We start from the raw sequence: 25,693 nt of genomic DNA, 5'->3' as shown, positions 1-25,693 counted from the left end.
TCGGGCGGCCGAGCCGGGTTCAGACGAGCAAGGCACGCGCCCGGGCGAGTGCGTCGTGGAGGTCGGCGGCGGCGTGAGCCTCCCAGGATCGAGTCGTCACGACCATGCTCGCGGGGTCCGGGTCGCCGATGCAGTGCGGGGCCAACGCCGCGTAGACGTCACCAGGGTCCAGAAGGGTCTCCGGAGTCCCGACTCCTGGTCGCGCACCGGCCAGCAGGCCGATCGCGACACCGAGGGGGATACCGGTGACCTCGCCCATCGTGAGGCCACCGGGAATCTGGGCGAGGGCGCAGCCCGCCGATGCCGGTTCGCCGTGACGGGTGCCGATCGCGAGGCCGAACAGGGGCGGAAGCCGCCGTCCCCGGAACGCGGGTTTGGCGGACGACCATCGATCGACGCGTTCGGCGATCAGTGCGGCGCGACGGGCCGACACGAGCCGTCGGTCGACGGCCGCGCGGATAAGGCGCAACCCGGCGATGGTGGCGGGGTCGCCGAACGCCACGTTGAGGCTGGTCGTGACCGACGGGAACGCCGCGGGCATCGTGAGCGCTTCGGGATGCCCGAAGGTCCAAGCCGTCCGCCGCCCGACCCCCGGGTAGTCGAGGCGCGTGCGCCGCAAGGCCGGTTCGTCGACCGGACGACCGCCTCTGGTCACGCGGATCGTCCCGGTGATCTGCTCGATGGCGTGGACGACAGCCGCACTCGGCACACCCGGTATCGACGCGGCGTCGAGTCCGCCGGTCGTGAGATCCCACCCGGTGATGATCTCGTCCACCCGATCGAGCTCACGCGCCGCCGAGACGGCCAGCAGATTCGACACCCCCGGACTCGCGCCCATCCCGACCAACGCGGTGCTCCCGGCCGCCTTCGCGGCCTCGTTCAGGCCGAGCATCTCGACGGTCGGCTCCCAGTCGTCGCAGATGTCGATGTAGTCGCGGCCCTGCGCGATCGCGGCACGCAGGATCGGCACGCCGAACCGGAAGAAGGGCCCGACCGTGTTCATCACGACGTCGGCGCGGCGTATCGCCTCGGTGAGGGCCGCGGCATCGGTGACGTCCAGGCCGATACTGCTCGCCCGGTCACCGAGGCCCGCCGCGACCTCGGCGGCTCGCCCGGCGTCGAGGTCGGCGACGATCAGCTCGGCATCTTCGTGGACCTTGGCGACGGTGCGGCACGCATGGACCCCCATCGCCCCGGCACCGCCGAGGGCCAGTACTCGCATGGTCGCTCCCCCTAGTATATTTACTGTCATGTCAGTAAATAAAGTAGGCCGTCCGGCCATGACCCGTCAACGACGGAGGCAGATCCTCGAAGCGATGGCCTCGGTCGTCGCCAGGGACGGCTTGGCAGGCACGACGATGGTGAACGTCGCCGCGGCGGCCGGCCTGCAGCGAACACTGGTGCTGCACTACTTCCGCGACCGCGACGAGCTGATGACCGCGTTCATCGCCGAAGCCGTCGCGGCCTACGGCGAACGGATGGTCTTGGGCGAGGAGGGGGACAGTGTCGAAGAGCGGCTGGATCGCTTGTTCGAGCCCGGGGCGTACCGGCACGCCGAAGACCTCGTCGTGTGGACCGAACTGGTGGCGCTCGCGGCCAGGGACACCGGCGTCCGACACCAACTGCACGAACTGTGGACACGGCGGTGGCTCCCCGCGGCCGAACAGCAGCTCCAGGCGGCGTACGCCACCGCATCGGCCGATCGCGTCGCCGGGACGGCCTATGCCATCGCCGGCCTCGTCGAGGCACAGTGGGCGTTCCACCTGCAAGGACTCACTGACAGCACGCGCCGCGGGCAACTGCGGAACGCGGCCAGGGCGCTGGTCGCCCAGCTCGGCGAACGACCTTGAGCCCGGCGACGGGCCTCCGGGTGGTCAGGCGAGTTCGCCGAGCGCCGTCCGGTAGTCGTCGACGTCGTAGTCCATCTCGTGTTCGCCGGTTTCGGTCAGCTGGGCGGACAGCGCGTCGATGAGGCGGTCGAAGATCTCGTCGCGTTCCTGCCCGGTGTCTCTCAGCCGCCGCACGGCCTGCCAGACCTCGGCGGGCTCGTCGGCCCAGAGCTGGTCGACGATCGTGGTCTTGAGCGCCAGCCGCATCCTCGGCTCACCGTCGAAGGTCTCTTCGGCCAGCGCCTCGTGGTACTCGGGGTGCTCGGCGATCACCAGCAGGCGACGCTGTTCGGGATCGGCGGGCTCGAGTTCCAGTTCCTCGTCGCCGATCTCCGCGTAGACGGTCGGGACGGCGAACATCCGGCGGGCGAGGGCTTCCGCGAGGTCCCCCGGGTCCTCGATGCCCTCGGAGCCGTCGAAGTAGACGTCGAGTGCGGAGTCCTCGTCCTCCGCGAACTCCTCCAGGAACTCGGTCGCGCCCTCGAGCAGCGCCACGCGCGCGGCCTCGGGGAGCCCGGCACGGTCGGCGGCCCAGGTGACCCAGGCGAGCAGGGCGGGCTCCAGCGCGCCTTCGTACGCCTCGTCGATCTCCATCTCGCCGTCCAGCAGCGACTCGAGGAACCGGGCGAGCTTCTCGGGCCCCACCCGCAGCGGGCTGCCCGGCTCGGTCGCGCAGCCGAAATCGACGAGCAGGCGCGCGTAGAACCGCGTCGCTTCGGTGTCGTCCACGAGCCCGGATCCGATGAAGTCGGCGACGACCTCTTCACGGGTCTGTTCGGGCCATTCGGTGATCTCGGGCGACGGTTCGGGAGCGGGAAGCGCCCGGATCCAGGCCAGCGCGAGCGCGTGGAACCGCGCGTAGTCCTCGCTGACGTCGGGTTCTTCGACGACGTCCGTCGCGGCGAGCCCGTCCGCGAGCAGCTGGTGGGCGCGCTCGGGCAGCACCCGCTCCAACGTGACCAGCTCCGGGTCGTCGGCGGCCTGCTGCCGCATCTCGCCCAAGACCTCCTGCGGCTTGTCGACCACGACGACGTCGCGGATCCGGCCGCCCTCGGTGAAGTCGACCAGCGCGAGCAGCCCGTGCTCGACACCGCCGCGCGAGAAGACGCAGAGAAGAGAGGACTCGTCACCGAAGACGTCACCGGTCCGCCAGCAGTCCCCGACGGTCACGGCGGCCAGGTCGCCCACCCATTCCGGCTCCGGGATCCCGCGCGCCAGGACCGTGTTCAGCGCCGCGGCGGCCGCCTCACGCTCCTCTTCGGTCTCGGCGAAGACCTTCAGCCCGGCGAGCAGCGCGGCCGCGGCGGGCGTGATCTTCCGCTCGGCGAACGCGATGAGTTCCATGCCGAGCGGCTGTTCGCTCTCCTCGACCTCGATCTCCCACCACTGGCCGAGCACCTCGGAGGTCAGCAATTCGACGTCGAGCACCTCGGGTTCGGCACCCAGGGTCGAGAAGTCCCGGAGGACGTCCTTGAAGAGGCCCGTCACACTCGGGGTGGAGGGCTGGGCTGCCTTCTTGCGGGCACGGCTGACCGGACTCATGGCGACATGTTTTCACGCGGGTCCGGCCGGGCTCGTCGCGGTGGTCCTGGGCGCGAAACACGGGGTCCCGGACGCGGGCGGACACCGGTTTTCCGGACCACCGCGACGACAACGGCCCGCCAGGGTGGCTCGACCTGCTTCGCCGGGTTTCCTCGGTTCGCTTCGAATAACGAAGGACGGCGGCCGCGGTTACGCCCTCACCGGTTTCGGAATCGCGATCCTCGCCGCCTTGACCTCGGCGAGCAGCCGTGTCTTGCGTTTGTGTATTTCCACCAAGGTGCTCAGGTACGAGCTGAATTCTTCAGCCGTACCGGCCTTTTTGTGCACGGTGCGCAATTTGCGCAGTTGCCGGGCCGCCTCGCGGTAGGAGTTCGGATCTTTCCGCGTGATCAATTCTTCGACATGGTCCCGATATACGGGAATGGTTTCAGCGGGATGGGCGACGGAACGCGATTCCGCGAGTTCGACGCGCACCGGCAAAGAGGCCTCGAAACGCACCGCCGCCCGCCAGGCCTCGTCCGCGCGATCCTCGCCGAGAAGCGCGTGGACGAGTTCGTCGGCGGCCTCCGTGGTTTCGGCGGCGAGCTCGCGCAACCGGGCCAGCGCGGTCTTCCGTTGCGCGACCCAGCGCCCTGTTTCCAGCGATTCCTCGCGCAGGGCAAGATAGGTCGTGGCCACGGGGTTCTCGTCGAAATCTTTGCGCGACAAGGGAACCGGCTCCGCTTCCGGCGGCGCCTCCTCCTTCTTGTCGTGTGTGAGCGCCCGTGCCGCGTGCGCGATGGCCTCGCTGTGCCGTCCCGCCGCGCGCAGCACGCGCACGATCTTGAGGCTGACGTCGACCCGCGGCGGCTTGGCGGTGAGGATCGCGACGAGCGCGTCGACGTCGCCGGACACCTCCGCCAGCTCCTCGCGCAACCGTTCCGCCGTCTCGCGTTTCGCACCGGAGGGATGCTCGGCCAGCACGCTGTCCACAGTGGACCGGATGCGTGCGAGCCCGTTGTCTCCCAACGCGGAAGCGAAGTCGGCCAGCTCGATGGCGGGCCAGCCGGGCCCGTCGAACTCGACTTCGAGGATCCAGGCGGCCAGGCTCTCCGGATCCGGCGGGCGCGCGACGCAGGCCCGCGCGTACAGCTCGACGGCCCTGTCCAGCCTGTCCGCGACCTCGCCGGAGGTGTCGTCGATCTGCTCCAGCATCTCGCTGATGTCGTCCACGGTCCGGCGGGCGAGCGGGGCGAGATCGGCACGGCTGCCGGCGTCGAGAAGCCGCTGTAGCGTGTCGAGGACGGAACCGACCTTCGCGGCGTACTCGACGTTGCCCGACATCACCGCGGTGTCGAGAAGACGGTGCACCTCGGCGAGATCACTCCCCTGGGTGGCGAAGCGGTTTTCCAGGGCATGCCGTAACACAGGGTCACGCTCGGCCTGGGCATGAAGCAGGTCCGCCAGCGTTTCCGCGTCCAAGGTACGCAGGTAGGGGCGCAGATCCGTCGGGGCACTCACCCGGACAAGTCTGCCCGAACGGTTCGCCGACTCGTGTGGGCCAACCGCGTGCTCTTTTCGGCGTAATCGCTCACCGGGTGTGACCAGGCCGGTGGCGTCGCTTCGAGCCGCGAAGGGCACCGGATGATCGAGATCGGGAGCCGCAGGACGATCGCCCTCACCACCCCACGAGCAGGCGAGATCACCGCGGCGACGGCCAGGCACGCGGCGTCCGCCGTCGATCGCGAGCTGCGCCGAGTGCTCGATCTGCCGCGCGGCGAGGAGGTCCGGCGGCTACTTTCCGTCAGGTGTCGATGCGCTCGGCATACGCGGCGTAGGTGGCGGAACGGCCGGCCGCTGCGCTTTCGGCGTCGTCGCGGGTCTGAACGGCTTACTGGACCGGGAATCCGCCAAGGAACAACGCGACGAGGACCCAGGCTCGTCCGCCATACGGCCGTTAGCGCACCGTGACGATCTGGTAGGCACGACACGTGACACTCGACGACCTCCACCAGCGCCTCCGTGACTTCGCCGCGGCACGGGCCTGGGAGCCTTTCCACACCCCGAAGAACCTGGTCATGGCCCTGTCCGGCGAAGTCGGCGAGCTGACCTCGCTGTTCCAGTGGCTCACCCCGGAGGAATCCGCGGAGTGGCGCTCCGACCCTGAACTGGCACACAACGTCGTCGACGAGATCGCCGACGTCACGCTGTATCTCCTCCAGCTGGCGAACAGTCTCGGGGTGGACCTGATCGAAGCGGCCAACGCCAAAATCGACCGGAACGAAATCCGCTTCCCGGCGCCCGATTAGACGCCTTTCGGAGCTTGTGGCGCGTTCGATCCACGGAAAGACTGGGCCGACGTCCCTGGAGGTGGCCCTTGTCGCGTTCGGCTCGCACCGTAATCCTGGCCCTGATGCTTTCCCTGAGCGCGGTCGCCGCGCCGTCGTACGCGGCGCCGCCGCCGACGTCTCCGCACCGGGATCCCGGCAACGGACCGGAACGCAACGACGTCGCCGCGACCGACCCGCCGATGAGTGCCGCGCGGGCCGCGGCGGGCGAGAACGTCGCGGGCGACCGTTCCGGCTATCCGCGCAAGACCAAGCTGCGCGTGTACCCGGAGAACACGGCCGACAAGTCGATCAAGCTCGGGCTCGCGCCGTACCACGCGATCGCGCCGAAGCTGAACGCGTTGCAGGCCCGCAGCGATCGGATCTCGGTCGAGATCGCCGGGCAGTCCGGCCTCGGCCGCGACCTCTACCTGGTGACGCTCACCGCGCCGGAGCACCCGGGCGAGGCACGGCGGCAGGACGCGTGGCGCTCGCTGATCGAGAACGACCCGGCCCGCGCCGCGCGTGACCCGTTCCTGCGTCACGGCTACAAGGCGCCGGTGTGGCTCAACAACAACATCCACGGCAACGAATGGGAAGGCACCGACGGCGCGCTCCGCGTCATCGAGAAGCTGGCGACGTCGAACGATCCCAAGACCGTCGAACTGCTGAAGCGCAACCGCTTCTACTTCAACGTCACGGCCAATCCGGACGGTCGCGTCGCCGGCACGCGGCAGACGTCGCAGGGCTTCGATCCCAACCGCGACTTCGTCACCGCGTCGCAGCCCGAGGTGCGGGCCATGCGCGGCATCGCCATCGGCAAGCAGCCGTTGATGATGCTGGACGAACACGGCTACGTCGAGAACACGCTCATCGAGCCGACCACCCCACCGCACGGCCAGAACTACGACTTCGACCTCTACCTCAAGCACGGCTACGCCAACGGCCTCGGCATGGAGAAGGCGGTCAAGGCGCTCGGACGGCCGGAGACGGCGAAGCCGGAGATCCCGTTCCGCGACTACGAACCCGGCAGCTGGGACGGCTGGGCACCGATCTACACCGCCCAGTACGCGATGTACCACGGCGCGGTGTCCTTCACGATCGAGATCCCGATGCGGGTCAACAACGCGGACTACGAGACGCAGCCGGTGGCGGAACTCCAGCGGCGCGCGGTGATCAACACCGAGGTCGTCGAGGCCACCATCGGCAGCACGCTGGACTACGTCGACCGCAACCGCCGCGAGCTCATCGCGAACCAGATCGAGATGTTCCGCCGCGGCGAGGCAGGCGAAGCGCAGCGCGAGATCCCCGACGGATTCGTGCCCGGCTTCGGGCCGGAAGACCGCTACCGCACGGAGTTCCCGCGCGCGTACGTCATCCCCGCCGGTGCGGACCAGCGTTCGGGCGTCGCCGCTTCCCGGCTCGTCGACCACCTGGTGGCCAACGACATCCGCGTGCGGCAGGCCGATCGCCCGTTCTCGCTGGCCGGACGCCGGTACCCGGCCGGTTCGTACCTGGTCGACATGCACCAGCCGAAACGCGGCCTGGCGAACGTGATGCTGGAGCGGGGCAGCGACATCTCGGCGAAGGTGCCGGTCATGTACGACATCTCCGGCTGGAGCCACCGCCTGCTGTGGGGCGCGTCGGTGGACATCGTGAAGCAGGGCAGGCTCGACGTCCGGGCGCACGACGTCGTCGCGGCGTCGCCGACCGGCGGCATCGACGCCGCGCCCGGCCGTGACCTCGCGCTGAAGCTCGTCGGCGAGCTGGACGTCAGCGCCGCCAACGACCTGCTGAACCGGGGCCTCGCACTGGGGCGTACGGACGACGGCACGATCGTCGTCCCCGCGTCGGCGCGCCCGGCCGCCGCCGAGGTGGCGGACCGTTACGGCGTCCGGTTCACCGAGGCGAGCGGGACGGCGACGCCGTTGACCCGCAAGACGATCGCGGCCGCCGTCGGCGCGGACGAGCTGAAAGCGCTGCGGGACATGGGCTTCGACGTGCGGCCGGTGTCGGCGGCGGTGCTCAACGCGGGCTTCGACTGGTCCAAGGTGGACTTGCTGTTCGTCTCTTCGGGACTACGGTACCCGGACCTCGATCCGGCCGCGAAGGACGCTTTGCGCGCCTTCCTCGCCCGCGGTGGCGTGGTCACCCGCGGCGCCACGGGCGCCCGATTCAACACTGACGTCGGACTTCTGGAAGCCCGCCCGGTGGCGGGCTGGGAGGACGGGAACGGCGTCGTCTCGGTCGTCAACGGGACCGGCCCGGTGGGTGGCGGTGCGCTGCCGGACTCGTTCGTCTACGGGCCGTTCTGGTTCACCGATCTCGGCTCCTCGGTCCGGGTCGAGCAGCATTACGCGAGTGGGAATCCACTGGTCGCCGGTCATTGGCGGACCCGGGACGACGGGACGGGCGGACCGCTGCAGGCGGCGGGCCAGGCCGCCGTCGTGTCCGGGACCTCGGGGTTCGGCGGGCGGGCGGTGCTGTTCGGCACCGAGCCGCTGTTCCGTGATCACCCGAAGGGCTTGTACTCGCAGGTGGCACGGGCGATCTACTGGGCGGCCCCGAAGTAACGTGCGGGGTATGGCCGTATCCCGTGGCCGGAAGCCGAAGAGGAACAAGAAGACCAAGAGGACGAAGAAGCCGCAGGTCGTGGAGCCGGCGGCACTGCCGGATTGGATGGAGGGATCGATCGAGAACGTCCTCGACGAGGCGGGCGTTCTCCTGAAGGCGCGAAACCCGCGCGAACTCGAGGAGGCGACGGCCTCGCTGCTCGGAGCCGAGCTGCACCGGGCACTGCAAGGCGAGAACGACGGCCTGGACTTCGATCTGTTCTTCGAAGCCGTCGTGCTCGCGACGGCGAACGCGGAGCCGCGCCAGGAGCTTTGGCTGCTGCTGCAGGGGATGAGCGCGATCTCCCCACCGGGCTTCGAGTCGTTCGTGCGCGCGAGCGTGAGCAGGCTGCGGAAGGCGTTGCGGTCGGAGGTCCTGCCCGAATGGGCTCGGCTGGCCGCGAAGATCAAGGCGACCGGTGACGTCTGGGAACTCCAGGATGTCTACGGAACGCGCCTCGGCGTGCTCGCGACCTTCTTCTATCCCGGTGACGCGGCCACAACGGTCTACGTGTTCGAAATCGACATATCGTGGATCCCACGCCTCGTCGGTGGCGGCGTCTACGACTCTCTCGATCAGGCGGCAGAAGCATGGCGGAACCGTTTCGGCGGGACGGCGGTGCCCGAGCCGGTCACGGATACGGGCCGTCTGGAAGGTCTCGTCAACCGCTCGGTGGATCTCCTCGGCGACGAATCGCGCACCACCCTCGACAATTGGTACCGCGCCGAGCGGCGGTACCTGGCCCTCGACACCGCGCTGACGAACCACGGCCCGCGGTTGCCGCCGAGCGACTCCTACTACACCGGCATCGACCCGACGGTGATGACCGTCCCCTTCACCGCCTGGCACCTCGAGACCTTCGGCGACGAGCCCGACGATCTGGTGATCGAAGATCTGGCCGCCGAATGGATGGAGGGGATCGTCCCCGCCACGTGGTTCGCCGTGTCGCCGGACCGGATCGGCCATATCCGCGCACTGATCGGTGACTGGGCGGACGGCCCCGTCCGTCCCGCCGCGCAAGCGTTGCTGCCGACGTGGGCGCGCTGGCTGGGCGAGCGGGCCGGTCTGCCGTCCACGCTGGTGGAAGGGTTGGTCGCCGACGCGACGAAGTAACGTGGGGGTATGCCGATCCAGGTGCTGCTCATCGACGACCACGAGGTGGTGAGGCGCGGCCTGCGTGACCTCCTCACCGACGAGCCCGACATCGAGGTCGTCGCCGAAGCGAGCGGGGTCGACGAAGCCCTCGCCGTGGCGATGCACGTCGAGCCGGACGTCGCGGTGGTCGACGTGCGGCTCGGCGACGGCGACGGCATCGCGCTCTGCCGCGAGCTGCGTTCGAAGCCGAACCCGCCGCAGTGCCTGATGCTGACCGCGTTCGACGACGACGAGGCCATGGTCGGCGCGATCATGGCGGGCGCGGCCGGGTACCTGCTGAAACAGGTCCGCGGCCAGGACGTCGTCAACGCGGTCCGCGAGGTCGCGGCGGGCCGGTCGCTGCTCGACCCGCTGTCGACGGCGCGGGTGCTGGACAAGCTGCGGCATCCGCCCGAGGACGAACTCGGTTCCCTCACCGAACGCGAGCGCGAGGTGCTGGACCTGATCGGGCAGGGCATGTCGAACCGCGAGATCGCGGAACGCCTGTTCCTCGCCGAGAAGACGGTGAAGAACTACGTGACGTCGGTCCTCGCGAAGCTGGGCATGCAGCGCCGCACACAGGCCGCGGCGTGGATCGCGCGCCGGGACAGGTAGTGCGCGAAAAAGGTACCCCCCCCCCGTCGTTTTGGGCGAAAGTCCCGCTCGACCCGGAGTTCCGCTCTTGGTTGACCAACTCGCCGGAACGACAGCTTCTCGTGGTCGTCCGGACGTTGACGACGCTGAACCGGCTCCAGGACATCTTGACGCTGACGCGTCCCGACCTCCGTATCCAGACGACCTTCACCTTCGACGAGGCCCGGCCCGCGATCCTCTCGGCCGGTGTGCGCGAAGCGTTGCGTGATCTTCGTGTCGCCGTCATCCCTTGGGAACAGGCCGCGAAGAACACCTTCGACCTCATCCTCGCGGCGAGCGAAAACGACGCCCTGCACGAACTGAACGGGCCTGTTCTGCTGGTGCCGCACGGCATCGGCTATCAGAAGTATTACCCAGGAGGACGGGTCACGTCGGGCATGGACCCGAGCAGGCTCGTGCGCCACGACCGGGTGATCCCGGCGGCGATCGCGCTCTCGCACTCGGTACAACGGGAGCAGCTGAGGTCGGCTTGCCCCGAGGCGCTGGACAGGGCGGTCGTCGTCGGCGACCCCTGTCACGACCGGATGATGGCGAGCAGGCACCGCGTGGCGGCTTACCGCGCCGCGCTCGGCACCGGGGACCGGAAACTCGTCGCGATCGCGTCCACCTGGGGCACGAATTCGCTGTACGCGCGGCATCCGCGGCTGCTTCGCGAACTGCTCAACGAATTGCCGCTGGACGACTACCAGCTCGTCCTCACCCTGCATTCCGGCGTGTGGGCGGCGCACAGTCCGTGGCAGCTGGAGTCCTGGCTGCACCCGGAACTCAGCGGCGGGGTCACGCTCATCCCTCCGGATCACGGCTGGCAGGCGGCCCTGCTGGCCGCGGATTGCGTGCTCTCCGACCAGGGGTCCGCCGCGCTGTACGCCGCCGCGGCCGACAAACCGGTGCTGCTCACCGCCTCCGGCGCCACCACCACGGTGGACGACTCACCACTGGCCCTCCTGACCCGGGCCGTGGCCGAACTGGCGGACACCGGACTGCGTGGCCAGATCGACGCGGCCATCGAAAGCCACGTGCCGGGGCGTTACCGGTCGATCATCGACCGGGCCGTCGAGGACGCCGCGAGCGGTCCGCGGCTGGGCGATGTGCTCTACGACCTCTTGGACCTGAACAAGCCCGAGCCTCCTCCCGATTTCCCGCCGGTGCCGGATCCGGCACCGGTGAGCCATCCCGTGGCCGCGCTCGCCGCCGGAATCGACGAAACCGGGAAATTCGTCCGCTTCCCCGCGTCGACACGACCGGAAGGCCTGAGTCACCGGCATGTTCTCGCGCACGCGGATCAAGCGACCCTTCGCGAACTCGACGGCGCGGACATCGTGTTCGTGGAGAACCCGGCCCGCTTCGACGAGCTACTCGCACACTGGCCGCTCGCTCGCCTGGTCGCCGCTCCCACGCCCGGCGGCTGTCTCGCCCGTGTCCGGGGCGACGGGGATTTCCTGCTGTCCGCGGAAATCGACCCGACGCTGCTGGCGAGTCATCTCTACACGAAACTCGCCGTGCTCACCGATCGCGCGGGGACGCACGAGATCAACGGGCAGCCGGTCACCGTAACCCGGCGTTAGCCAGCACCGCGCGGAACTCCGCCTCCCGTGGATGTCCCGCGTCGAAGTACGTCTGCCAGGCGCGTTGGAAATGCGTATACGCCCGGGCGTGGTCACCACGGCCCGCGCAGAGCCTGCCGAACTCCTCCTCGAATTCGGCCGTGTACTGCGTCGCACCGGACACCAGCCGCCACGCCTCGAGCAATTCGAGTTCGGCGTCGTCGTGCCGGCCGATCGTCCGGAGGTACTTGGCGCGCACCATGGACACCCGGCCGAGGTTCCGCGAATCCGTTGCGGGGAACTGCTGCGCGGATTCGGCGAGCAACGCCCAGACCTGGTCGTACGCACCGGCTTTCAGCAGCACGTTCGCCAGCATGCGACTGTGGATACCGAGCGACCGGCGTCCCGCGTCGGCCATCGCCCGGTCCAGCGTCACGGCTCGCCAGAGGAAATCCGCGGCGGCCGGGAGGAGTCCCTTCTCCTCGTGGAACCGGCCGCAGAACTCCTGCACGGACGATTCCAGTGCCGGGTTGTCCAGCGTCCGGACCGTCTCGAGAGCTTCTTCCAGCAGTGGCTGGGCGCGGTCGAATTCGTGCAGCAGGAAGAAGGTACGGCCTTGCTGACTGAGGATTCTCGTGGTGAGCGCCGGCTCGCCGAGCCGCTTCGCCGCGAGCAGACCCCAGTGGTTGATGTGGGCGAAGAGCCGATGATGCCCGCGGTTGAGCATGAGCACTTCCAGCGCGCCGCAGATCTGCCCGAGTTCGACATCCCGTTCCCGTTCGAACGCCTGCCGCGCCAACGCTCCGTAGGTCTCCCGGGCGTCGTCGACCCAGTCGAGCGGATGCTTGCCTTCGAAATCCGGGGCAGGCACGGAAATCGGCGCGTAACAACGCAAGCGGTCCGGGCTCGTGCGGTGATCCGCGGCGACGGCCTGGTCCCGGTAGAACTCCAGAGCCCTGGTGACCGCGACGTCCTTTTCGCCGCGGCGCAGCGCCCCTTCGCGGATCAAGTTGAACAGTTGCTGCCGGGGCGACCCCGTGGGAGCCAGGAATCCCGCGTCCGCGAGTTCGTCCAGCGCGTCGCCCACCGGTTTCCCGAAAACGGCCGTCGCCGAGGCGGTGGTGAAGTCGGGGCCGGGGTGCGACGCCAGCAGACGGCAGAGTTCGGCCGCGTCGGGCGACAGTTCGGCGAACGACTGCTCGAACGCCATCGCGATGACGTCGATCCCGCCCAGTGCCCCGGTTTCCCGGAAACCGGCCAGCACCGACGCGACCGCGCCCGGCCCGCGCCGCAGCCGCTTGCCGACGCGGATTCCCGCCAGCACCAGGGCGAACGGCATGTGATCGCACAGACCCGCCAGTTCGATGGCGGCGGCACGTTCCGCTTCGATCGCCGCCGGATCGGAGAACCTGCCGAGAAGTTCGAGGGAAAAGTCGCGTTCGAGGCCGCCGATCTCGATCGGCGGCGCCGGGTACTCGGCCAGCAGATCGTCGCCCGGTCGGATCGCGGTCACCAGCACCAGGCTCGATGGCGAAGGGGGCACCAGCTCACGGAGGTCCGCGGCCACCTCGGCGTTGTCGAGTGCCAGGAGAAACCGTCGTCTCGCGGTCACCGAGCGATACTGCGCCCACAGGTCGGCCGTGCCGGTGGACACCAGATTCGCCTCGACCCCGAGGCCGCGCAGGATCCGGGCCGCGACATCGGACCGGCGTACCACGCTGCCGTCGCGGTAGCCGCTCAGATCGACATACAGCTGTCCGTCCGGATAGCGGTCACGGAGATCTTCCGCGAGCTTGCAGACCAGCGCGCTCTTCCCCGCTCCCCGGGGGCCGGTGATCAGGCGGACGCCCGACTCCGCGGCCCTTCGCCGTTCAACGTCCCTGTCGACGAAATGCGCGGGCGCCCCTGGCACGTCACGCTCGCCGGCCGCGCCTTGGGCGAGAATCTCCTGAAGCCGCTCGGCGAAGGCGGGGTCGGATTCGAGCAGTTCCCGGACCGCGGTCTCCGCGCGGTCGGTGTCCGCGAGCAGCGACTCGACGTCTTGGGCCGCACGGCGCCGGGCGAGCCGCTTCGTGACCAGATCCTTCAGGCCACCGGCCGCGCCGGCCGCCAAGGTCTTCGCCACCTCGCCCGCAATGACTTCCCACACGACGTGTTCCCCTCGTCACGGCTTGTGCCGAGGCTACCAACCGGAGGGCCGCCCCGTACCGGCGAGCGTCACGACCTGCCGGTTGTGGAAGTAGTCGTCCTCACGCAGCACCGTGACGCTGCCGGGTGAACCGCGGAAGTCGACGTACCCGGCCGACTCGAGCGGCATCCGGATCCAGGCGGCGATCACGAAGGTGAGCGCGCCACCGTGCGTGACGACGATCTGGTGCGCACAGCGGCTGTCCAGGATCGACTCCATGGCCGAGTACACCCTCGCGGCCATCGCGCCTTTCGTTTCGGCGCCGGGGATTCCTTCGTCGTGTCCGAGCCGGTCGCCGACGGCGGGAGGCGGGACGAACCGGCTGTCCAGCCACTCCTGCGGCCGGCCACCGGCTTCTCCGTACGATTTCTCGCGCAGCCGCCGGTCCAGGATCGGTGTCACGCCGAGCCGTTCGCCGATCACTTCCGCCGTCCGCGCGGTGCGGCGCAGGTCCGAGGAGTAGAGCTCCACCTCTTCCGGCACCCTCGCCCGCAGCGATTCGGCGATGGCGGCGGCCGCGCGTTCACCGTCGGGAGTGAGTTCGGCGTCGAACCATCCGCCCACGAGGCGATCGACGTGATGGGTGGCCTCCGGATGCGTGACGACGTAGACGGTGCGCATGTCTCGAATCTAAACGCGGGTGAGCGTCGCGTAGGCGATGACGTTGTCGAGGTAGTTGCCGGTCGAGGAGTCGAAATCCCCGCCGCAGGTGATCAGGCGCAGTTCGGGCCCGGTCGTGTCCCCGTAGACCTTCTCCGTGGGGAACGACGCCTTCGAGTGCCGTTCGACCGCGTACACGGTGAACGTCGCGGTGCTCCCGTCCGCGCGGTGGACGAAGGCCTCGTCGCCGGTCTTCAGTTCCTTGAGCCGGACGAAGACACCGGGGACCTTCTTGTAGTCGACGTGCCCGGCGAGGACGGCGGGCCCGAGCTCGCCGGGTGCCGGGCCGCCGGTGAACCAGCCGGTGGTGATCGCGTCGTGCGGTACCTGCAGGGTGCCGTCACCGGCCAGGCCGAGGTCGACGATCTCGCCGGTGCGGACCCCGATCGCCGGGATCTCGAGCCTCGCCGGTTTGGCGCGCGCGAGCGGAGGCACTTCCACGGCCGAAGACACCGTGGAGGGTGGCGCCGGCGACGCGACCTTGCCCGACGGCGAGACGGCGCATGCGGCCAGCGCAGCCGCGAGCACCATCCCGAGGAGCGTGCCGATGACCAGCGGAAACGGCCAGCGGCGCCAGGAGGCCGGTGTCATCGTTCGGCACGCCGCCTGAGCGCCAGGGACGCACCCGCGCCCGCGGCGGTCAACAACGCCGCGCCGGCCAGCGCGACGGTGCTGGCCGCGACAATCTCCAGGGGACCGCCGTTGGCTTCTCCGCCGCCGGTCGCGACCCCTCCGACAGGTTTGACCTTCACCTGGCCGGATTTCGCGGGCTCGCCGAACCGGGATTCGCAGGCGTACCCGTCGTGATCACCGTCGAGCTTGTGCGGGTCTCGCGGGTTCCTCTTGAGCTCGGCCTGCGCGGCGGCCTGCGAGGGGAAATCCGCGCAATCCTTGTCGGCGGATTTCGCCGGTTTGGTTTCCGTGACGGTCGGCGGAACGGTGGGGGTGATCGTTGTGGTCGGCGCTGTTCCCCGTTTGGGCAGCGTTTCGCAAGCGATTCCGTCGTTGTCGTCGTCCAGGCGATGCGGATCGGACCGATCTTTTTCGAGTTCGGCCTGCGCGTCTTCCTGATATCGGAAGTCGCCACAGTCGAGATCGGCGATCGCGGGCGCCTCTACCAGCGCGAACGCGACGGAAGCGGGACCGAACAAGGAGAATCCGGCAAGGATGACGGCCGTGCCGAGGGCGCGACGAACCGAGGACATAGGGAGTCCTTTCGCTGGGAATCCGCGCTGTGAGCGCGTTCGATGCCTTTGAAGTCGCGCACCGGCCCCAGCCGTTACGGATTAATCCGAAAACGCTGATGATCACTCGAACGAGCGACAAAGAACCGTTAATTTCACACGGCTTGGTCGAGCGGCACGTCGAAAGCGACCAAAGTTCCCAGACTCGGCGAAGAATTGATCGAAAAGCGTCCGCCGGACGTCGTCGCGCGTTCGGCGAGATGACGCAGACCGCGTTTGGCGACCCCCTGCGGGACACCGGATCCGTTGTCCCGGACGCGCAGTTTGACGCCTTCCGCGTCTCGGCTGAGCGTCACACGGGTCTCGCTCGCCCCGGAATGTCTGACCACATTGGACAGTGCTTCGCGCAGGGCGGCGCGGATGTGGTCCGCCTGTTCGGCGGGGATGTCGGCCAGTTCCCCGGAAAGTTCGAGGGTCGGCGGGTAGCCGAGCAGCTCGCCCGCGATACGCACCTCGCCCCGCGCGGATTCGGCGAGGTCGGTGGCGGTGACCGTCTCGTTCGCGGGTTCCGGGCTGCGCAGGGCGCGCACGGTGCCGCGGATCTCTTCGATGGTCTGGTCGAGCTGGTCGATCGCCTCGGACAGCCGCGCGCCGTCGGCCTGCGCGAACCGCTTCCGCATGTTCTTGCGGACGCGGTCGAGCTGCATCCCGGCGCCGTAGAGCCGCTGCACGATGACATCGTGCAGCTCGCGCGCGATACGTTCGCGCTCTTGGTACAGGGTCACGCGGTGCCGCGCGTTGGCGCCTTCGGCCAGTGCGAGTACCACGCCAGCCTGCGCCGCGAAGGCCGTCAGGACCTCGACCGTGCTGGCGGAGAACGGCTCCCCGCCGTGGCGGCGGTACACGGTGAGCGCACCGAGGACGCGCCCGCCCGCGCCGAACGCCGACGCCGCGAAAGGCCCGAAGCCCTGGAGCTCCGGCGGCACGAACGGCGCTGTGCGAGGATCGACGGTGAAGTCCTCGCTGACCACCGGTTTCCCGCCCCGGGCGACCTGGCCCGCGGCGGAATCGGCGGAAAAGGCCAGCCCTCGAAGGCCCTGGGTGGTGTCCCCGTGCGCGGCCTCGGCGACCACCTGGCCGTCGTCCGCGCGCACCATGACGAGACCGAGGTCGGCCTCGGCCAGTTCGACGGCGCGGGCGACCACGGTCTCCAGCACGTCGCCCGGGTCTTCGCCGGACAGGGCGGTGCCGGTGATCTCGGTGGCGGCGGACAGTGCGCGCGCGGCAAGCGTGGGATCCATGAGCGCTATCGACATTAGCCCGCTCCGGCTCGTGTTCGCGCTGTGACCCGGCCCTCCCGCACCTCCAGGATCACGTCCGCGTCGCCGGCTTCTGCGGCGTTGTGCGTGACGTGGACGACGGTCTTCCCGGCGAGCGCCTCGCCGAGCCGTTCGCGGACGCTGCGCGCGGTCGGTTCGTCGAGATGGGCGGTGGGCTCGTCGAGCAGGACGAGGTCGGCCCGTGCGGCGCCGAGGACGGCACGTGCCAGCGCGACCCGCTGTGCCTGCCCGCCCGACAGTCCGGCGCCCGCGCTGTCCAGCATCGTGGCGAGCTCGACATCCTCGAGAACGGCCTGATACAGGGCTTTTCGCAGATCGGCCTCGGACGCCGCCGGCTTGGCCAGACGCAGGTTCTCGGCGACCGTGGTCGAGACGAGCATCGGTTCCTGCGGCGCCCAGGCGACGTTCTCGGGCGCGACGACCTCGCCTTTGCTCGGCTCGAGGAAACCGAGCAGGGCCGCGACGAGCGTCGACTTCCCGGCACCACTCGGGCCGACGACGGCGACGTGCGTACCGGGCGCGATGTCGAGGTCGACTCCGGTGAGGACCGGACGCTCGGTGCCGGGCCAGCCGAGGTCGGCGTTCCGGATCCGCACCCCGCCGGTGCCAGGAACGGTCCGTTCCTTGCGAATTTTGCAAGTAACGGTCCGTTCATTGCACGCGGCGAGGCGCAGACGGGCCTGGCGAAGGGTGTCCCAGTGCTGCGCGGCGGGCGGAAGAAGGGAGAGAACCTCCGCCAGCGCGAGCGGCACCAGGGCGACCACGGGCGCGAGTACCGGGTTCAGCGCGCCGGCGGCGACGGCGCTCACGGCGAATCCGGTGCTCACGACCGTGGCGGCCCCCGTCGCCAGGATGATCAGGGCGTCGGCCGCGCCGGCACCGAAAGCCTGTCGCCGTGCTTCGGTGGTCAGTGCGGCGTCGGTGGTGGCGATTCGGCGACGTCGCTCTTTGTCGGCCCCGTACGCGATCAGCTCGGCGGCGGCTTCGAACAGGCTCAGCACCTGCGCCGACACCGAACGCCGTCCGGCGGCCAGCGCGCTGGTCGCGCGGCGTTCCGCCCGAAGCGCGAGCAGCGGTGCGAACGCGCTGACCAGCACGGCCGCGGCCAGCGCGAGTCCGGCTTCTGGCAGCACGGCGGCCTGGACCGCGACGGCGCCCGCGGCCACCAGCGCGACCACGACCAGCGGCGTGATCACGCGCGGGAGCAGGTCACGCACGGTGTCGGTGTCGCCGACCAGCCGCCGCTGCTCCTCACCGGCCCGAAGCGCGCGTGCCGGCCCGAGCCGCACCAGCGACTCCCACAGCCGGACGCGCAGGCTCCCGGCGATCCGGAACGCGGCGTCGTGCGTGACCAGCCGTTCGAGGTAACGCAGCCCCGCGCGGCCGAGGCCGAACGTCCGCACGCCGACGATCAGCACCGTCAGGGTCAGGATCGGCGGCTGTTGCGACGCCTTGGCGATCAGCCAGCCCGAAAGCGCGGTCAGCGCGACCCCGGCGAGCAAGGCGGCGGCACCGAGCAGCGCCCCGCCGAAGAATCTGGGACGCAGCAGGTCGCGCCAGGGCAGCGGCTTGGTCGCCCGCACCACTTCCACGACCCCGGCTTCCGCCGCAACGGCAGTCGACATGTCGATACCGGACGTGCGTTCGTGTGCGGCGATGATCGCGGCGGCGCCGCCGTCGGCGGCTTTGCGGACCGCGGTCATGACCAGTCCGGCGTTGACCTCGTCGAGGTGGGCGGTGGGTTCGTCGAGCAGGAGCAGCCACGCGCCCGAGCGGATCCGCACCAAGGCTCGCGCCACCGCGACGCGCTGCCGTTGTCCCTGCGACAACTTGGAAACCGGCCGTTCCGCGAGTCCGGAGAGCCCGAGTTCGCCGAGGATGTCGTCGGCGCCGACCTCTTCGCGGACCGTGCCCCCGCCGAACACCGGCGACTGCGGCACCCAGGCGACGTTCTCGCGCCACTTCTCCAGATCGGCGTCGGTGAGGTCGGTACCACCGACGGTGATCGTGCCGTCGTGGGCCTGCACGAAGCCGAGCAGCGTGGCGAGCGTCGTCGATTTGCCGCCGCCGCTGGGCGCGCGCAACCAGGTGATCTCACCGGGCCGGACGCTGAACGTGTCGCCGTCGGGCGCGAATTTGCCGCGCCTCGCGACACGCAGTCCGACGGCATGGACGTCGCCCTTGGCCGGTGACTCGGAACCGTTGGGAGACAGGGGTTCCGCGAGCACGTCCGCGACCCGGCGCACGGCCTCGACGCCGTCTTCGCTGGCGTGGAACGCGGCGCCGACCGCGCGCAGCGGCTGGTAGCACTCCGGCACGAGGATCAACACGCCGAGCCCGATGGCCAGCGGCAAGTCTCCGGAGACCAGCCGGACGCCGATGACGACCGCGACCAGCGCGACCGAAAGCGTCGCGATCAGTTCCAGCGCGAACGCCGACCCGAACGCGACCTTCAACGTTTCGAGCGTCGTGCGGCGATGGCGTTCGGAGATCTTCCGCACCGTCTCGGCCTGCGCTTCGGCGCGGCGGAACGCGCTGAGGATCGGCAGCGCGCGGACGAGTTCCAGTAGATGCCCCGACAGCCGTTGTTCGGCGTCGGCGGCTTCGGCGACCCGCTCGGCGGTGTGCTTGCCGATCAAGATCGCGAACAGGGGGACCAGCGGCACGGTGAGCACGACGAGCACGGCCGACGGCCAGTCGGCGAACAGGATCGCGACACCGGCGGCGAGTGGCACGATCGCGGCGGCCACCAGCGCCGGGAGGTACTGGGTGAAGTAGGCGTCGAGCGCGTCGAGTCCCTTGGTGGTCAACGACGTCAGCTCGCCGTGACCACGGCGCGCGATCCATTCCGGGCCGAGTTTCAAGGCGTGATCGAGGGCCTTCGCGCGCAATTCCTCCTTCGCGCGGGCGGCCGCGCGAGCGGAAGCGATCCGCACCGCCCAGCCGGTCGACGCGCGCCCCGCGACGAGCGCGAGCAGCACGGCCAGCTGGGCGGTGCGGTCCCCCGGTGTTCCGCGGACGACCGCGGAGAGGACGTCGGCCAGCAGGAAAGCCTGTCCCACCAGCAAGATCGCGTTGACGAAAGAGAGTATTCCGACGAGTCGTAGGGCAGCTCGGCGCGCCGCACTCGAAAGTGGAGCCAGCGCGCCGAGCGGCCCCTTCCCGGGGCGCGCTGGGTCCATTGTGGACCCCGTGGCGGAAAGGGTGTCGCGGCCGGGAAGTTTGGTCATGGTGCGTGCACCGGTGGGATGTGCCGGGTGCCGATGCGCTTGCGGAACACCCAGTACGTCCAACCCTGGTAGATCAGTACGGCGGGCGCGCCGAACAGCGCGACCCAGGTCATCACGGTCAACGTGTACGGGCTCGACGCCTCGCCCGCGATCGTCAACGTGTTCGCCGGGTCCACAGTGGACGGCAGGACGTTCGGGTACAGGGCGGCGAAGATCGCGACGGCGGAAGCCGCGATGACCCCGCCGAGCGCGGCGAACGCCTGCCCTTCGCGGCCCATGCGAATCTTGAACCACGCGAGGACCGCGGCGAGGACGGCGATGCCGACGAGGAGCAGCGTCCACAGGTCGCCCGAGCGCAGTTGCACGAGGATGAGGAACGCGAGCAACGGCAGCAACGCGACCGGGAGCAGGCGAGTGGCCAGGTTCCGCGCCCGGTGACGGAGGTCGCCTTCGGTCTTGAGCGCGAGGAACGCGGCGCCGTGGACCAGCGAGAACCCGACGACCGCGAGCGCGCCGAGCAGCGTTTCGAAGCGGACGGCGGCGAACGCGCCGCCGACCCGGTCACCGTCGGCGTCGAGCGGGAGGCCGAGGACGGTGGTCGCGAGCAGCAGGCCGACGCCGAACGGCGGGAGCCACGAGCCGATCCCGATGACGCGGTCCCAGTCGCGGCGCCAGCGATCGGAGTCGACCTTGCCGCGGTATTCGAACGCGACGCCGCGGCCGATGAGGGCGAGCAGGACCATCAGGAGCGGGAGATACGCGGCCGAGAACAGCGACGCGTACCAGCCGGGGAACGCGGCGAACATCGCGCCGCCGGCGACGATCAGCCAGACCTCGTTGCCGTCCCAGACCGGGCCGATCGTGTTGACCATGACGCGGCGCTCGGTGTTGTCCTTCGCGAGGACCGGCATGAGCATGCCGACGCCGAAGTCGAAGCCTTCGAGGAAGAGGTAGCCGAGCCAGAACAGGGCGATGACGCAGAACCAGATCGTTTCGAGGGTCATCGGGCACTCCTGCTTGCTTCGTTCACTTCGAGTGCTTGCACTGCTTCGCGGGGGTTTGCCGACCGCCCTGCCGCTGCTCGTCCTGAGCCGTCGCGAAAGCCACTTTCACAACCTTGAGCGTGGCGAAAGCCACTTTCGCAACCCGCTCTGACCACCCGAGCCCGCCCCCGCCACCCCCGGTCGCCCTGAGTTATCCACAACCGGCGGAGTTGTCCACAGATTGGCTGTGGGTAACCCACCTGAGCGATACCCCCGATACGCTGGGTGCGGGGCCGTCCCCCGGGAAGGGCGGGGGGCTGGGTAGGTGAGGTCAAGAGGAGATCAGTAGGCGAAGGCCAGCGCGTCATCATCGCTGTCACCGCCTTCGGGGTCGCCGTTCTTGCTGGTCGAGGCCGGTTTTTCGGGTGGCATGACGGCGTCGACGCCGCCGCGTACGTATTTGCGCATCAGGAAGACCTCGACGACGCCCAGCACCGCGTAGACGGTCGTCAGAGCGATCAGCGACGTCCACACCTCGCCTGTGGACAACTTCGAAACCGCTTGCGCGGTGAACATCCACACGCCGTCGACACCGGTCGGATTCGGCACCACCACGAACGGCTGACGACCCATCTCGGTGAAGATCCAGCCGGCGCTGTTGCCGATGAACGGGGTCGCGATGCCGCCGAGCACGAGCCACGGGAACCACCGCTGCCCGGGGATCCGCCCGCGCCGCGTCAGCCACAGTGCGAGCAGCCCGATCCCGGCCGACATCGCGCCGAAGCCGATCATCGCGCGGAAACCCCAGTAGGTCACCGGCAGGTTGGGCACGTAGTCGATCGGCTTGCCCGCGAGCGAACCGAGTTGCGGGTCGTCCGGATAGTTCGTGCCGTACTTCGCCTGGTATTCGGCGACCAGGTTCTCCACGCCCTTGACCTCGGTCGAGAAGTCGTTGTGCGCCAAGAACGAGAGCAGGGCGGGCACGTTGAACGTCTTGACGTCCTCACAATTGGCGCCTCGGACGTCCCCGATCGCGATGATCGAGAAGCTCGCCGGTTTTTCCGTGTGGCATAACGCTTCCGCCGAGGCCATCTTCATCGGCTGCTGTTCGAACATCAGCTTGCCCTGCATGTCGCCGGTGATCGCCAGCACCGCGAACGCCACCACGCCGGTCCAGCCGCCGAGACGCAACGACGAACGCCACACCGTGCGGTGCTCGTCGTCCTCCGAACGCTTGCGCCACAGCTGCCAGCCCGCCACGCCGACCAGGAACGCCGCCGCCACCGAGAAAGCGCCCGCCAGCGTATGCGGGATCGCGGCCAGCGCGGTGTTGTTCGTCAGCACCGCCCAGATCGAGTTCATCGTCGGTTTCCCGTCGACGAACTCGACCCCGACCGGATGCTGCATCCACGAGTTCGCCGCCAGGATGAAATACGCGGACGCCACGGTCGCCAGCGAATACGCCCACGCGCACCCCAGGTGGACCTTCTTCGGCAGCTTGTCCCAGCCGAAGATCCACAGCCCCAAGAAGGTCGACTCGACGAAGAAGGCGACGAGCCCTTCCATCGCCAGCGGCGCACCGAAAACGTCGCCGACGAACCGCGAGTACGCGCTCCAGTTCATCCCGAACTGGAACTCCTGCACGATGCCGGTGACCACGCCCATCGCGAAGTTGACCAGCAGGAGTTTCCCCCAGAACTTGGTCATCTTCAGATAGCGCCGGTCACCGGTCCGGACCCACGCCGTCTGCATCCCGGCGACCAGGACCGAAAGCCCGATGGTCAGCGGGACCATCAGGAAGTGATAGACGGTGGTTATGCCGAACTGCCACCGAGCGAGATCGAGAACCTCCACGCCTCAAGCCTGCTCACCCAGGGGCGGGCACACCAGTTCAAGTGGTCCCGATCTCGCCGGGACGTAGGTCCCGCGTCCGGCTCAGCCGAGGCCCGCGAGCGTGAACCGTGCCTCATCGGCGATCTGCCGCCGCGCACCCGAATCCCCCAGTGTCAGCACGTGGACCAGCGCCAACGCGTACGCAGTGTCGAAAGCGGCCTCGACGTCGACGGTGATGTCGGGCCGGACGCCGACACCTTCCCAGTTGGTCCCCGTGACCGGGTTCACGGCCCGTCCACCCGGGACGGTGACATCCAGGTGAGTGTCCACTTTGTACTGCCGCCGCGGGTTCGCGCCGCCGACGGTGACCGCGCCGACCGTCTTCGCCCGCCCCAGTTGCTGCAACGAGTAGCTCAGATCCTCGGCACCGGAGAAGGTGTTCGGTCCGGTCAGCACCCACACCGGCTTGTCCGCGCCGAACTTCCGCCCCGGTACGTACGGCAGCGTCCAGAACTGGTTCGTCACGTCACCGTCGCGCAGATAGAGACTGTTGAAGTGCGTTGGCTCGTCGACCAGGTAACTGATCAGCAGCGCGACCGCCATCGGATCCCCGCCCCGGTTCTCCCGGACGTCGAGGAGCAGCGCGTCGGTGGTCGCGAGCAACGTCATCGCGGCGACCATCGCCTCGCCCGCGATGTCCGGCCCGTAGAACAGCTTGGTCTCCAGGTAGCCGACGTTCCCGGCCAGTCGGCGCGCCGACGCGATGCCGTGGCCGTTCAGTTCCGCCTCGCGCCGGAACTGCTCGGGATCGAACGACTCCCCGTTCACGTCGGGCAGGGGGTCGACGTGATGCCGTAGCCGCAGGTGCTTGTCCCCGTTGACCGACTGCAGGTCCTGGGTGACCGCGACGGCGAACGCCTGATCGTCGAGACCCGCGTACGCGCCGTCACTCCGCCTCGTCCGCAGGAGCACGGTCAGCTTCTCGGCGACGTCGGGGAACACATAGTGGTCCTTCAGCCGCTTGCACACCGCTTCGATCCGCGCTCTTTCGTCCATGATCACGGACGCTACCAGCGGAGCCTGAAAAAAGAATTCGGTATACCGAAACCTCAATTCCGCCCCGCCGCGAAATACAATTCGCCCGTACAGGCCGTGCGATTCGGAAAAGCCATCAGCTTGCCTTTCTCTGAATCACGCCTTTATCGTTGCAGTGAAAGGGGTGAAGAACCATCATGTCTAGCTCGATGCTGGCGCTGATCAGCGCGTTCGGCCTGGTACTGGCCGTGGAGCTGCCGGACAAGACCCTCGTCGCTACCCTGGTTCTCACCACCCGTTTCCGCGCGTGGCCGGTATTCGTCGGGGTCACCGCCGCATTCGCCGTGCAATCCGCGATCGCCGCCACCTTCGGCAGTGTGCTCACTTTGCTGCCGGAGACGCTGGTGACCGCGATCGTCGCCGCGATGTTCGGTATCGGCGCGTTCATGCTCCTTCGTGAAGGGTTCAGTCCCGGCAAGGACGGCGGAGAGGACGCGTCGCGGTCCGGGCCGAGCCCCGCGACCTTCTTCCGCTCCGCGCTGACGTCGTTCGGCGTGCTGTTCGCCGCCGAATGGGGCGACGCCTCCCAGCTCGCGACGGCCAGCCTGACCGCCCGCTTCGGCAACCCGTTCGCTGTCGCGCTCGGCTCCTTCGTCGCATTGGTCGCCGTCGCAGGCCTCGCCGTCTTTATCGGCGCGAAGGTGCGGAGCCGCATCCGCCCGAAGCTCATCCAGCGAGTCGCGGGCTTCGTCTTCGCCGGGTTCTCCCTGTTCGCGCTGACCCAGCTCGCGTTCTGAGGCGCACGGGGTTTTCACAGGTTCGCCGGGTAACCTTTCGGAAACGAAAAGGTGAACACCCGCCCCGACGTGCCTGGAGAAACCGGTCGTGACCTCCCCGAAGATCCTCGCGGCCCGTGCCGTCTCCCCCGTGCACGGCAGGCTCGCGATCTTCGGCATGGCCGTCGCCGTCGCCATCTCGATCGACCTGCATCTGCGGCTGTCCGGCCAGGTCAGCCCCATCTGGCAGACGCTGTCGGAGTACGTCTACGGCTACCTCTCGCCCGGCTCGACGGCGGCCCCGCTGTTCGGCGCGATGTGCCTGGCGCTGGGGTTCGGTTCGCTCGCGCTGCTCGGCGGGATCGCGAAGGCGCACCGCGGCGGCTACGAGTCCGTTCTCGTCCTGCTCGGTGTGTGGTGCGTCGGCCTGTTCGTCCTCGCGCTGGTCCCCGTCGACCCCGAGGGCCAGGCCCGTTCGCTGGCCGGGCAGATCCACAACTACGCCGCGCTGGCGGCCTTCCTCGCCCTTCCCGCCGCCGCGTGGCTGCTGACCCGTCCCGGCCGGGCGCGCTGCCCGTGGGAGCCACGCCGCACGACGATCAGGCGGCTTTCGGTGGCCAGCTTCGCCGCGGTGGTGATCGTGCTCGGTGGCTTCGTCTGGACGATGCTCACCGGGCCGTCGCAGCAGGAGGTGACGCTCGGTCTGTTCGAGCGGCTGCTGTTCGCGGTGGACCTCACCCTGCTGGCGACCATGGTGCGCCCGCTGCTCAGCGACCGCTGAC

The 25,693-nt window shown here is 69.2% G+C and carries 20 protein-coding genes; 8 read left to right on the top strand and 12 right to left on the bottom strand.

The features are described from left to right. Positions 1–19: 19 nt before the first annotated feature. Positions 20–1,222, bottom strand: a complete 1,203-nt coding sequence (locus ACZ6DT_RS04160; protein WP_465588295.1) for a saccharopine dehydrogenase family protein — start codon at positions 1,220–1,222, stop codon at positions 20–22. Between the two features lie 58 nt (positions 1,223–1,280). Between ACZ6DT_RS04160 and ACZ6DT_RS04155 the strand changes: the two genes are divergently transcribed. After that, complete coding sequence (locus ACZ6DT_RS04155; protein WP_465588292.1) at positions 1,281–1,850, top strand: TetR/AcrR family transcriptional regulator; 570 nt, start codon at positions 1,281–1,283, stop codon at positions 1,848–1,850. A 24-nt stretch (positions 1,851–1,874) separates the two neighbouring features. Here the strand turns inward: ACZ6DT_RS04155 and ACZ6DT_RS04150 are convergent, their stop codons facing one another. Both ACZ6DT_RS04150 and ACZ6DT_RS04145 read right to left on the bottom strand, forming a co-directional pair. Next, the gene (locus tag ACZ6DT_RS04150; RefSeq protein ID WP_465588289.1) at positions 1,875–3,431 is read right to left on the bottom strand and encodes a DUF1841 family protein; all 1,557 of its coding nucleotides are present in this window, start codon (positions 3,429–3,431) and stop codon (positions 1,875–1,877) included. Positions 3,432–3,620: 189 nt separating this feature from the next. Next, positions 3,621–4,931 (bottom strand): hypothetical protein, encoded by a 1,311-nt coding sequence (locus ACZ6DT_RS04145; protein ID WP_465588286.1) that lies wholly within the window; start codon positions 4,929–4,931, stop codon positions 3,621–3,623. 470 nt (positions 4,932–5,401) lie between these two features. On the opposite strand from ACZ6DT_RS04145, the gene ACZ6DT_RS04140 reads away from it, so the two are divergent. The 5 genes from ACZ6DT_RS04140 to ACZ6DT_RS04120 all read left to right on the top strand — a co-directional run bounded on the left by ACZ6DT_RS04140 (position 5,402) and on the right by ACZ6DT_RS04120 (position 11,703). Next, on the top strand, positions 5,402–5,719 hold the full coding sequence (locus ACZ6DT_RS04140; protein WP_465588283.1) for a nucleotide pyrophosphohydrolase: 318 nt from the start codon (positions 5,402–5,404) through the stop codon (positions 5,717–5,719). Between the two features lie 104 nt (positions 5,720–5,823). Next, on the top strand, positions 5,824–8,310 hold the full coding sequence (locus ACZ6DT_RS04135) for a M14 family zinc carboxypeptidase (protein ID WP_465588280.1): 2,487 nt from the start codon (positions 5,824–5,826) through the stop codon (positions 8,308–8,310). 10 nt (positions 8,311–8,320) lie between these two features. Continuing rightward, a complete protein-coding gene (locus ACZ6DT_RS04130; protein ID WP_465588277.1) occupies positions 8,321–9,463 on the top strand; it encodes a hypothetical protein in 1,143 nt (380 codons plus the stop codon). 9 nt (positions 9,464–9,472) lie between these two features. Then, positions 9,473–10,099 (top strand): response regulator, encoded by a 627-nt coding sequence (locus ACZ6DT_RS04125; RefSeq protein ID WP_125790547.1) that lies wholly within the window; start codon positions 9,473–9,475, stop codon positions 10,097–10,099. Between the two features lie 71 nt (positions 10,100–10,170). Next, a complete protein-coding gene (locus tag ACZ6DT_RS04120; RefSeq protein WP_465588275.1) occupies positions 10,171–11,703 on the top strand; it encodes a hypothetical protein in 1,533 nt (510 codons plus the stop codon). Here ACZ6DT_RS04120 and ACZ6DT_RS04115 read toward each other — a convergent pair. The 9 genes from ACZ6DT_RS04115 to ACZ6DT_RS04075 all read right to left on the bottom strand — a co-directional run bounded on the left by ACZ6DT_RS04115 (position 11,684) and on the right by ACZ6DT_RS04075 (position 24,156). After that, complete coding sequence (locus tag ACZ6DT_RS04115) at positions 11,684–13,831, bottom strand: hypothetical protein (protein ID WP_465588272.1); 2,148 nt, start codon at positions 13,829–13,831, stop codon at positions 11,684–11,686. The two genes, ACZ6DT_RS04120 and ACZ6DT_RS04115, sit on opposite strands and share 20 nt — an antisense overlap. A gap of 33 nt (positions 13,832–13,864) precedes the next feature. Beyond that, the gene (locus tag ACZ6DT_RS04110) at positions 13,865–14,491 is read right to left on the bottom strand and encodes a histidine phosphatase family protein (protein WP_465588270.1); all 627 of its coding nucleotides are present in this window, start codon (positions 14,489–14,491) and stop codon (positions 13,865–13,867) included. Between the two features lie 9 nt (positions 14,492–14,500). After that, positions 14,501–15,121: a class F sortase gene (locus ACZ6DT_RS04105; RefSeq protein ID WP_465588268.1), complete on the bottom strand. Its 621-nt coding sequence runs from the start codon at positions 15,119–15,121 to the stop codon at positions 14,501–14,503. Next, the gene (locus ACZ6DT_RS04100) at positions 15,118–15,735 is read right to left on the bottom strand and encodes an excalibur calcium-binding domain-containing protein (RefSeq protein ID WP_465588265.1); all 618 of its coding nucleotides are present in this window, start codon (positions 15,733–15,735) and stop codon (positions 15,118–15,120) included. The genes ACZ6DT_RS04105 and ACZ6DT_RS04100 overlap by 4 nt, the downstream gene beginning before the upstream one ends. Positions 15,736–15,869: 134 nt before the next feature. Then, complete coding sequence (locus tag ACZ6DT_RS04095; RefSeq protein ID WP_465588262.1) at positions 15,870–17,015, bottom strand: GAF domain-containing sensor histidine kinase; 1,146 nt, start codon at positions 17,013–17,015, stop codon at positions 15,870–15,872. 14 nt (positions 17,016–17,029) lie between these two features. After that, entirely contained in the window at positions 17,030–20,284 is a 3,255-nt protein-coding gene (gene cydC, locus ACZ6DT_RS04090) for a thiol reductant ABC exporter subunit CydC (RefSeq protein ID WP_465588259.1), read from the bottom strand. Beyond that, positions 20,281–21,288 carry a cytochrome d ubiquinol oxidase subunit II gene (gene cydB, locus ACZ6DT_RS04085; protein WP_465588256.1) on the bottom strand — a complete coding sequence of 336 codons (1,008 nt, stop codon included), beginning with the start codon at positions 21,286–21,288 and terminating at the stop codon, positions 20,281–20,283. The genes cydC and cydB overlap by 4 nt, the downstream gene beginning before the upstream one ends. A 321-nt stretch (positions 21,289–21,609) precedes the next feature. Further along, a complete protein-coding gene (locus ACZ6DT_RS04080; protein ID WP_465588253.1) occupies positions 21,610–23,121 on the bottom strand; it encodes a cytochrome ubiquinol oxidase subunit I in 1,512 nt (503 codons plus the stop codon). A gap of 81 nt (positions 23,122–23,202) precedes the next feature. After that, complete coding sequence (locus ACZ6DT_RS04075) at positions 23,203–24,156, bottom strand: S41 family peptidase (protein WP_465588250.1); 954 nt, start codon at positions 24,154–24,156, stop codon at positions 23,203–23,205. Between the two features lie 188 nt (positions 24,157–24,344). Between ACZ6DT_RS04075 and ACZ6DT_RS04070 the strand changes: the two genes are divergently transcribed. Beyond that, complete coding sequence (locus tag ACZ6DT_RS04070) at positions 24,345–24,932, top strand: TMEM165/GDT1 family protein (protein WP_465588837.1); 588 nt, start codon at positions 24,345–24,347, stop codon at positions 24,930–24,932. An 88-nt stretch (positions 24,933–25,020) separates the two neighbouring features. Next, positions 25,021–25,692 carry a DUF998 domain-containing protein gene (locus ACZ6DT_RS04065; RefSeq protein WP_465588248.1) on the top strand — a complete coding sequence of 224 codons (672 nt, stop codon included), beginning with the start codon at positions 25,021–25,023 and terminating at the stop codon, positions 25,690–25,692. Position 25,693: the final 1 nt, after the last annotated feature.

The sequence above is a fragment of the Amycolatopsis sp. NPDC041971 genome, from assembly GCF_055588925.1.
This window is presented reverse-complemented; position numbering and strand designations above follow the sequence as displayed.